The sequence below is a fragment of the Longimycelium tulufanense genome (assembly GCF_014645795.1).
Classification (GTDB): domain Bacteria; phylum Actinomycetota; class Actinomycetes; order Mycobacteriales; family Pseudonocardiaceae; genus Longimycelium; species Longimycelium tulufanense.
This window is the reverse complement of sequence record NZ_BMMK01000032.1, coordinates 61795-71064: the sequence shown is the minus strand read 5'-3', so window position 1 is coordinate 71064 and position 9270 is coordinate 61795. Positions and strand designations below refer to the sequence as shown.

Sequence of the window (9270 nt, the reverse complement as noted above, 5' to 3'; positions counted from 1 at the left end):
GATCGTCCACGAGTGGAGATCATCTACCCCACCTCAACGATCTACCAAGTGAGACACGCTCTTACTGGCGAACGAATTCCAGACGTGTTGCGAGATCGTCGGGAAGCACCACGAGAACGCCGTCTGCCCGGGGCCAACCCTCGGAGATGAGGAAATGCTTACCTCCGGAGCGGTCCAGGAGCCGTAGTCCGGTGTACTTGAACCGGTACCCCGAATCGATTGCGTCCAGTGGCAGTTCCTCCGTACCGGGCGCGCTGATGTGCAGCCGCTGCTCGCTGTAGAGCACGACCGCCGGCTTCTGGCGCGGCTCGAAGTCCCGGGCCAGGTTCCGGCCCACCACCTCGGCGTAGTGGCCCGCACTCCAGAAGATGGTCACCGTTGCGACGGCGGCGGCGAAACCCTTGACCAACCCGGCCCGCACCCTGGTGCGTTCGGACGGGTCGACTCGTTGTCGACGGAGATGCAAGGCGTACAACGACAACAGCACGCCCGCGCCGAAGGAGACCGGCACGCCGACGAACCCGATCACCGGACGCCACTGCCAGATGAGGCCGAAGAGCATCGGCAGCCATACCCAGGATCCCGCGAACACGGCGAGCACCGTCCGGGAGACCGGGCCGGCCTCGTTCCTGGCGGCCCACCTGCTGAGCGGCCCGTCCACCAACGCCCAGATCAGACCGGCCAGGGACAACAACAGCACCGCGGCGAAGGCGGCGTCGACGCTGCGCAGGAGGTACTCGGTCGTGGTGAGATCGAAGATGCTCTCGTCCAGGCCGAGCGACCTGGCCTGGAAGTGTGCGCGCCGCCAGCCGAAGAAGACCAACAGCGCGGTGAGGACCGTGACGTTGGCGAGCAGTGTGGCCAGCCAGCGGAGCAGTTGATGTCGTTCGCCCCGCTCCGGATCGCGGTCATCCGGCGCCACCATCACGTCTCCCCGTCACGGCTGTCCGGGAGTCGTGGTCGTGGCGCCCGTGGTCGTTGTCGTGGTGGTCGTCCGGGTGGTTGTGGTGGTGCCGACACCACCGGCCCCCCGCGACTCGTCGTACGGGGTACGCGGGTCATCCCGCCGGCCATTCCGCTCCTGCCACTCGGGGGTGCTCGCCTCCGGGCACTGCGTCTCCGACTGCGGACGCTGCCGCAGGACGCTGTTCAGCGCCCGGCACACCTGGACGTCGCCGAGCCAGGCGAACTCGTCGGTGGCCAGACCGGCCCAGCCCCCGTACGCGGCCCCGCGGTCGAGCACGTTCCGGGCCGCGGCGCGATGGCTGGCGGAAGAGCCCTCGCAGGCGTGGACGGCGGCCTGGTACAGCACCACGACCCGGGGGCTCGTCTGAACGTGCCAGGTCCCATTCAACTCCCGTTGGGCGGCATGGCAGTCACCCCGCCTGAGCGCGGCAAACACCTCCTCGGCATTGGTGTTCCCCGGGTCGGGGTCGCCCCCGAGCAGTCGGAAGGTGAACTCCTCGCCGGGCCGACCGGGCCGCTCTCCCCCCGGCGGACCGACGGTGTCGGTCACCCCGGGGGGTCTGCGCTCGTCACCGGTACCGCCGCTACGACCGTCACCACAGCCGCCGAGGATCGGCAGCGTCAGAACACCGATCGCCAGCGCCGCGCGGCACGACCGTAGGGCGCCCCTGCCCGGCCCGTCCATGACGACCTCCTCATCGGTTGAGGGGGTACAGCCATGAGGCGCCGCGCGACGGAGCACCGCAACTACGCGGTCCAGCCGCCACCCGATCGGGCGGTGTTGGGCGAGGGAATGCCGGTCAGGCGACGGACAGGGCGATGCCGTCCAGGATGTCGTGCTCGCTGACGACCAGCTCGGTGATACCGGCGCGGGTGGCCAGCTCGTCGGCCAGGACGCGCACGACCAGGCCGCCTCCGCCGATCACGTCGACGCGGCCGGGGTGGATCGGACCCAACGCCGCCCGCTCGTCGTGCGACAGCGTCAGCAGCCGGTCGGCGGTGGCCCGCACCTTGTCGAGCGAGAGCCGGGACAGGTGTGTCCGCTCGGAGTCGTACTCGGGCAGTTCCTGCGCCACGGCCGACAGCGTGGTGACCGTGCCGGCCACCCCGACCCAGGTTCGGGCGTTCTGGACCGGCACGGCGCCGAATGCTCCGGCCAGCACCTCGTGCGTCATCCGCTCGGCCTCGGCGATCTCGGCCGCCGTCGGCGGGTCGTCCCGCAGGTGGCGCTCGGTCACCCGGACGCAGCCCACGTCCACCGACCTGGCCGCCTCGACGTGCGCCTTGGCCCCGTCCCAGCTGCCGAGCACCAGTTCGGTGGAGCCGCCGCCCACATCGGCCACCACGAACGGGCCGTCCTCGGGCTCCAGGTCGGCCACCGCACCGGTGAACGACAGCCGGGCCTCCTCGTCGCCGGAGATGACCTCGGCCTCGACACCGAGCACCTGCCGGGTCATCGCGAAGAAGTCCGCCCGGTTCGCGGCGTCCCGGGTGGCGGAGGTGGCGACCATGCGCACCCGTTCGGCGCCCCTGCGTCGCAGGATCGCGGTGTAGTCGGCCAGGGCGCCCGCTGTGCGCTGCAGCGCTTCCTCCGACAGCACCCCGTGCGCGTCCACACCTTGCCCCAGCCGGACGATCCGCATCTCGCGATGCACGTCCCGCAGCCAGTGGCTGCCGTCGTCCCGCGGGGTGACGTCGGCGACCAGCAGGCGGATCGAGTTCGTCCCGCAGTCGATTGCGGCGACCCGCGACATGAGGCGACCTCCCGGGGTGGTGCGGTTGCTCCCACCCTAGTCGGCGGTCGCGCCGAATCAGTTCGCCACGTGGCGGCTGGAACTCGGTGCGCCCGAGCCGGGGATCGCCGTGGGCGTCGGCGTCACGCTCGGCCCGGTGGTCGTCGCGTTCGGCGCGTTGGGCGTCGTCGACGGCTCGCACGGGTCGGGCGTGGGCGACGTGGTGGTGGTCGTGGTCGTCGTGGTGGACGTCGTCGGCGTCGGGCACGGCGTCGGGGTGGTCGTCGACGGCTTCGGCGTCGTGGTCGACGGCGGAGGCGTCGTCGTACCCGATGGCGGAGGCGTCGTCGTACCTGACGGCGGAGGCGTCGTCGTACCTGACGGCGGAGGCGTCGTCGTACCCGGCGGGTCCGTGGTCGGGGTGGGCTTGGCGCTCGGGTCGTCCGACGGGGTGGTTCCGGGTTCCTCCGGCTTGTCGCCCGGGTTGCCGGGCTCCGGCTCGTGCGTGGCCGGGTGGCGCGGCGGCGGGATCGGGCCGGTCTCGATCGGCAGCGCCTGCTCGGGCAGCGGCGTCACGCCGGCCGAGTAGGCCCGCGCCCAGGCCAGGACCGACCGCACGTAGGAGTCGGAGTGGTTGTAGCGGAAGATCGCCGCCGCCAGCTGGTCAGACTGCCGCAGGTCCCCGCCGCCGGCGCAGAGGTAGTTGCCGGCCGCCAGGGCGGCGTCGAAGACGTTGTTCGGGTCGGCCCTGCCGTCACCGTTGCCGTCCGCGCCGTAGATGGCCCAGGTGGACGGGATGAACTGCATCGGCCCCACCGCACGGTCCCAGGTGGTGTCCCCGTCCAGCCCACCGCCGTCGGTATCCCGGATCGCGGCGACGCCGGGGCCACCGGCGAGCACCGGGCCCAGGATCCGGCCGAGCGTGGTGCCGTGGGCGTCCACCCGGCCGCCCTGGGCGTGGCCGGACTCGATCTTGCCGATGCCGGCCAGCACGGACCAGTGCAGGCCGCAGCCGGGCCGGGTACGGGCCAGCGTCTGATCGGCCCGCTGGTACGCCTGCAGGACGATGCCGGGGATGCCGAGCGGCCCGGCGGGCACGTTCGCCAGCGGTCCGGCCCCGGTGCCCGGGTCGGGGGCGGTGCTCGCCGCGTCCGGGCTCACGGAGGTGTTCTCCGGCAGGCGGCCGGTCACCCCCCAGGGGTCACGCTCGGTATTCGCGCGCAGCACCGACAACACGTCGCCCGCGCCCGGGACCTGCAGGCCCATCGGGCCGCCGGCGGCCGTGGGCTGGATGGCGAAGGTGCCGGTCCCGGCCACCGCCGCCGGGATGAGGAAGGCGCCGAGCAGGGCGAGACCGGCTCCGAGCCGCCGCTTGTACTTCCGCGCTTCGCGCGCGGCCGCGCGCGCCTGGCTCCGCCGAACCGCTCTGCTCCGGGAGTCCACGGGGAACCACACCTTCCTCGACCTCTGCGTCCGGCGCCCGGTCTGACCGACCGGGGTGACGGACGTCCCCCTCGCGTTCCGCCAGCGTGCCCGAGTGGGACACGGACTGTCACCGCATCTCACCGGACCGGCCCCGGAAACGCATCCTTGATCGCGGCGTGTCGCCAATGGACCAGAAGGCGTTTCCGGCACCGTGGTGTGGCCCCCCGCCTTCGCCACCCGGTTGCGGAGAAGGCGTTGGCGTCCCAGTCTTCCGGGCCGGTGTTGGGTTTATGTGAAGCCTGCTCAGGTTACGCCTGCGGTCACTCGTTCGGGTTAGCCAGCGACAACGTCGTCGTGCACGCACCGCCCGGTCCGCCACCAGTCGCCCAGCAGCTCCAGCGCCTCGTCGCCGAACGGGTTGAGGCCGGGACCCATGGCCAGGGCGTGCGCGACGTGCACGTGCAGGCACTTGACCCGGCCCGGCATCCCGCCCGCGCTGACGTTGGTGCCCAACGGCTCGATCGCGTCCCGCTGCGCCAGGTACGACTGGTGTGCCCGGCGGTATTGCGCCGTCAGCTCCTCGTCCTCGGCGAGGCGGTCGGTCATCTGTCGCATCAGGCCGGACGCCTCCAGCCGGCTCACCATGCCGGACAGCTTGGGACAGGTCAGGTAGTAGAGCGTGGGGAACGGGGTGCCGTCCTCCAGGCGCGGATTCGTCTGCACCACGGTGGGCAGGCCGCAGGGGCACCGGTGCGCGATCGCCCGCAACGCCCGGGGCGGCCGGCCGAGCTGGGTACGCACCACCTCGCGGTCGGCCTCGGTCACCGGCTCCAGGTGCGGCGGCTGCGCCACCGGCTCCGTCACGATCCACTCCCTACGTGTCCTGCGATGGGCTCGGGCCGGGCTCCCGTATGGGTCACCTGCCCCGGCCTCGCGTGCCCCGAGCAAGGAAGCCGCGGGCGTGTTCACGGCCGCACGGCATCATGGGCCCCGCACGCGATCGTTAACGATAAGCCCGAAAAGAGCAGCCTGGCTCATCAGGTGGGTGCGTTGTCGTGTGGGACACGCGCATCCGAATTCCGATCACGAGTCGGGAAGAGCCGCCCATCTGCTGGCGAGCTCCAGCGGCACCCCGACGCGCGGACCCAGCCGGGAACCAGCGCGGCCAGCCAGGGCTACTTCCCGCTGACCGAGTCCCACAGCTCCGAGTACCACTGGCCGCGCTCCCGGTCGGTGTCGCTCGGCGGCCGCTGCTCCGCGGTCGGCGGGAGCTGCACCACGTACGGCGTCTCGCCCGGCCGCACGAACAGCAGCCGGCGCCGCGCCTCGGCCTCCACCTGCGCCGGGTCCTCCAGTTGCGCCTTGCGCCGTTCGAGCTCCCGCACCTCGGCGCGCAGCTGATCCTGCTTGCGCTGTTCCTGCTCGATCGCGGTGCGCTGGCTGAGATAGGTGCGCAGCGGCACCGCCACGCTCAACGCCAGCGCGCACACCACCAGCGCAAGCAGTGCCGCCCGCCGGGTGGAGGAGAGCCCGAACGCCCCGGCCGTGCCGGGCGCGCCGCGGGCCCGGCGCCGGGCGAAGCCGGCACGCAGCCCGGCCGAGCGCTCCCGCACGCCGCGCGCCGCCCGGCGCGCACGCTCGGGGCGGCGGGCCGGCGAGCCATCACCCCGCCGGCGCCGCCCCCGATCCTGGTCGCGCCCGGTCATCGCGCAGTCGCTTCCTGGGTCGCTCGTGCCGTGGCGTCGCGTTCCCGCCGTGGCGTGGAGCGCGGGTCAGCTCTCCGGACTGAACCGCGGGAACGCCAGCTCGCCGGCGTAACGGGCGGCGTCACCCAGCGCCTCCTCGATACGCAGCAGCTGGTTGTACTTGGCGACCCGCTCGCTGCGCGCCGGGGCGCCCGTCTTGATCTGGCCGCAGCCGGTGGCCACCGCCAGGTCGGCGATCGTGGTGTCCTCGGTCTCGCCGGACCGGTGGCTCATCATGCAGCGGTAGCCGCAGGAGTGGGCCAGGGTGACCGCGTCCAGCGTTTCCGACAGCGTGCCGATCTGGTTGACCTTGACCAGCAGCGCGTTGGCGGCGCGGCGGGCGATGCCGTCCTCCAGCCGCTCCGGGTTGGTGACGAACAGGTCGTCGCCGACGAGCTGCACCCGCTCGCCCACGGCGGCGGTCAGGCCCACCCAGCCGTCCCAGTCGTCCTCCGACAGCGGGTCCTCGACGGAGACCAGCGGGTAGGAGTCGAGCAGCTCCTTGTAGTAGGCGGCCATCTGCTCGGCGCTGCGCCTGCCGCCCTCGAAGGTGTAGGCGCCGTCGGCGTGGAACTCGGTGGCGGCCACGTCCAGCGCGAGCACGACGTCGCGGCCCAGCCGGTAGCCGGCCTTGTCCACCGCGACCGCGATCAGGTCCAGCGCCTCCCGGTTGTTGGGCAGGTCCGGGGCGAAGCCGCCCTCGTCGCCCAGGCCGGTGGCCAGGCCCTTGGTCCTGAGCACCGACTTGAGCGCGTGGTAGACCTCCGCGCCCCAGCGCAGCGCCTCGCGGAAGGACTCGGCGCCGATCGGCGCGATCATGAACTCCTGGATGTCGACGCCGGTGTCGGCGTGCGCGCCACCGTTGAGGATGTTCATCATCGGCACCGGCAGCACGTGCGCGTTCGGGCCGCCCACATAGCGGAACAGCTCCAGCCCGCTGGACTCGGCCGCGGCCTTGGCCACCGCGAGCGAGACGCCGAGGATGGCGTTGGCGCCCAGCCGGGACTTGTCCGGGGTGCCGTCCAGGTCGATCAGCTTCTGGTCGACGACGCGCTGCTCGACCGCCTCCACGCCGATCAGCTCCGGGCCGATCTCGTCGAGTACGGCGCCAACCGCCTTCTCCACGCCCTTGCCCAGGTAGCGGGCGGTGTCGCCGTCGCGCAGCTCGACCGCCTCGTGCTCCCCGGTGGACGCGCCGCTCGGCACGGCCGCGCGGGCCAGGGTGCCGTCGTCCAGCGCGACCTCGACCTCGACCGTGGGGTTGCCGCGCGAGTCCAGGATCTCCCGGGCGCCGACCTGCTCGATGACCGCCACGTGCGCTCCTTACCCAGCGTGCGGACCGGACAACTGCCCCGAGCCTAGTCGGCGGCTGCGCTCACCCGGTCGCGGGACGCGCGGTTCCGGTTGGATCGCCCGGCTCCGGCGCCAAGGGGTGACCGGCCCGCCGCGGGGTGCGTCCGCGGGTGACACTCGCCGCATCCGCGATCCGGGCCTGGACCGGCGGGTGGGCCCGGACGGCTGGACGAGAACCACCGGTTGGCGGTCTGGGGAACAGTCCGGGCGGGCGTAACGTTGACCAAACCTCGAGGCCCGCTCAGGCTGGAAAGGCGGAAGGTTAACAACCAGACCCGAAGGTGCGGGTCGCCGGTCGCGGTGCCGCGGCCGCGGCTTTCTCCCTACGGCTCCGCGGGCCGGCGCTCCCACGACGGCGTGGGCGGCCGATTCCGCATCGTGCCGTGCGACGCCGCGGCCCCGATCGTGACGGGGGAAGGCTTTATCCGGCCCGGAATGCCGGGTAACCGCCGATTGGAGGTTCCATGACAGCCGACAGCCCGTTCGAGGCGTTCCGACAGGCCGAGGCGCTGCTCGCCGACCGGCAACCGCTGGCCGCGCTGCGGGCGCTGGCGCCGGTGCTGGAGGTCGCCCCGAACGCGCGCAGCGTGCACCTGCTCGCCGGCCGCGCGTACCTCCTCTCGGCCCAGCTGCGCCGAGCCGAGCACTCGTTCAACCGGGTTCTGGAGATCGACCCGTCGGATCACTACGCCCGGTTCGCCCTGGGGCGGGCCCTGGAGCGGCAGGGCCGGCTGACCGAGGCGCACGCGCAGTTCCGGATGGCCGCGACCATGCACCCGATCCCGGACTACATGGAGGCGTTGGGAGAGCTACGAGCCCGCATCGCGCTGACCGAGGAGGGCCCCGCCTCCGGCACCAACGGCTGAGCCGCTCGCGCCGGCAGCCAGCCGGTCACCCGTGCTTCGATCACCACGTCCGCAATCCGCAGCAGTCCGTGCGCAAGTTGCGGACGTGGACTTATGAAGAGAGTCCTTGATCAAGGTCATCAATGATCACGCGATGACCAGCAGCTGCTACCACCGGCGGATCGTCCTCTCGGGGCAGCCGCGGGATAACGCAAGGCTCACACCGTGGGCGGGCGGCGCGGAAACAGCGGGGCCGCACGACGACCACGCCCGCCGGCCCCATGGTGGCCGGTGCCCTGTACGTACCAGAACTGATCAGGCCAAGCTTGCCCGCGCGTACTTGTCTGCCACACCAAAGACCTTCTGCGCGTATTCGACCGAGTCGTTGTACGAGCGCAGCCCGGCCCACCAGCCCTGCCCCGTGGCCATGTCTCGGCTGCCCGCGCACAGGTAGCGGGCGGCGGTGAGCGCGGCGTCGTCGATGTTGTGCGGGTCGGCCGCCCCGTCGCCGTTGCCGTCGGAGGCCCAGCGCGCCCAGGTGTCGGGAATGAACTGCATCGGGCCGACGGCGCGGTCCCACTCGGTGTCGCCGTCCAGCCGCCCGCCGTCGGTGTCCCGGATCGCCGCCACGCCCGGGCTGCCGTCCAGGGGGATGCCGATGATCGGCTTCGACGGGCGGCCATCATCGCCGAGGGTGCGCCCTGCCCATCGTCCGTGGTTGGACTCGATGCGCCCGACGCCGGCCAGTGTGGTCCAGGAGATGTGGCAGGCGGGGGCGTGTGCGCGCATGATCAGGTCCGCGTTGGCGTAGGCACGCAGGGCACGGGCCGGTGCGTCGGTGCGGGAGGCGACCCGCTCCGCCCACTCGTCCAGTGGATCCCGGGTGGCGCCGGCCGGCGTTCCCGGTTCCGGTGGTGTGCCACCGCCTTCGGGCACGGCCGTGCCCGGCTCCACGGGCGCCGGGTCGATCCGCGCCAGTTCCTCGTCCGGGTTGGGCTGGTGCCGGCTCACGACCGCCACCAACCACGCGCCGCCGGCGACCGACCCCAATAACAGGACGGCTACCAGCAACCGCCCTAACAGCCGCAGGGCGCGGCGCCGCGGCCGCGGTGGTCCCCCGCCGAGGAGCGGGGGCAGGGTCGGGGCCTCGATCTTCGACATCGCGGATCAGGCTACGCGCCGGTAACCCTGTCTCGTCGTCGA

The 9270-nt window shown here is 72.5% G+C and carries 9 protein-coding genes; 1 reads left to right on the top strand and 8 read right to left on the bottom strand.

Going from position 1 to position 9270, the window contains the following annotated elements; all coding sequences use genetic code 11:
* Positions 1–61: 61 nt before the first annotated feature.
* The 7 genes from IEY55_RS25215 to eno form a co-directional block, all read right to left on the bottom strand.
* Positions 62–925, bottom strand: a complete 864-nt coding sequence (locus tag IEY55_RS25215) for a hypothetical protein (RefSeq protein WP_189061024.1) — start codon at positions 923–925, stop codon at positions 62–64.
* 12 nt (positions 926–937) lie between these two features.
* Positions 938–1651, bottom strand: coding sequence for a hypothetical protein (locus IEY55_RS25210; protein ID WP_189061023.1), 714 nt, complete (start codon positions 1649–1651; stop codon positions 938–940).
* A gap of 115 nt (positions 1652–1766) precedes the next feature.
* The gene (locus IEY55_RS25205) at positions 1767–2720 is read right to left on the bottom strand and encodes a Ppx/GppA phosphatase family protein (protein ID WP_189061022.1); all 954 of its coding nucleotides are present in this window, start codon (positions 2718–2720) and stop codon (positions 1767–1769) included.
* Between the two features lie 57 nt (positions 2721–2777).
* The gene (locus IEY55_RS25200; RefSeq protein ID WP_229686742.1) at positions 2778–4142 is read right to left on the bottom strand and encodes a lytic transglycosylase domain-containing protein; all 1365 of its coding nucleotides are present in this window, start codon (positions 4140–4142) and stop codon (positions 2778–2780) included.
* A gap of 315 nt (positions 4143–4457) precedes the next feature.
* A complete protein-coding gene (locus tag IEY55_RS25195) occupies positions 4458–4988 on the bottom strand; it encodes a DUF501 domain-containing protein (RefSeq protein ID WP_229686741.1) in 531 nt (176 codons plus the stop codon).
* A 311-nt stretch (positions 4989–5299) separates the two neighbouring features.
* The gene (locus IEY55_RS25190; protein WP_189061021.1) at positions 5300–5830 is read right to left on the bottom strand and encodes an FtsB family cell division protein; all 531 of its coding nucleotides are present in this window, start codon (positions 5828–5830) and stop codon (positions 5300–5302) included.
* A gap of 66 nt (positions 5831–5896) precedes the next feature.
* Complete coding sequence (gene eno / locus IEY55_RS25185) at positions 5897–7183, bottom strand: phosphopyruvate hydratase (RefSeq protein ID WP_189061020.1); 1287 nt, start codon at positions 7181–7183, stop codon at positions 5897–5899.
* Positions 7184–7686: 503 nt separating this feature from the next.
* On the opposite strand from eno, the gene IEY55_RS25180 reads away from it, so the two are divergent.
* Complete coding sequence (locus tag IEY55_RS25180) at positions 7687–8088, top strand: tetratricopeptide repeat protein (protein ID WP_189061019.1); 402 nt, start codon at positions 7687–7689, stop codon at positions 8086–8088.
* A gap of 294 nt (positions 8089–8382) precedes the next feature.
* Here IEY55_RS25180 and IEY55_RS25175 read toward each other — a convergent pair whose 3' ends face one another.
* Positions 8383–9228, bottom strand: a complete 846-nt coding sequence (locus IEY55_RS25175; RefSeq protein WP_189061018.1) for a lytic transglycosylase domain-containing protein — start codon at positions 9226–9228, stop codon at positions 8383–8385.
* Positions 9229–9270 lie beyond the last annotated feature (42 nt).

Bases quoted from the DNA above. Each gene is read 5' to 3' on its own strand.
- IEY55_RS25205 (WP_189061022.1), bottom strand. From the start codon at position 2,720: ATGTCGCGGGTCGCCGCAATCGACTGCGGGACGAACTCGATCCGCCTG.
- IEY55_RS25190 (WP_189061021.1), bottom strand. From the start codon at position 5,830: ATGACCGGGCGCGACCAGGATCGGGGGCGGCGCCGGCGGGGTGATGGC.
- IEY55_RS25180 (WP_189061019.1), top strand. From the start codon at position 7,687: ATGACAGCCGACAGCCCGTTCGAGGCGTTCCGACAGGCCGAGGCGCTG.
- IEY55_RS25210 (WP_189061023.1), bottom strand. From the start codon at position 1,651: ATGGACGGGCCGGGCAGGGGCGCCCTACGGTCGTGCCGCGCGGCGCTG.
- IEY55_RS25175 (WP_189061018.1), bottom strand. From the start codon at position 9,228: ATGTCGAAGATCGAGGCCCCGACCCTGCCCCCGCTCCTCGGCGGGGGA.
- IEY55_RS25215 (WP_189061024.1), bottom strand. From the start codon at position 925: ATGGTGGCGCCGGATGACCGCGATCCGGAGCGGGGCGAACGACATCAA.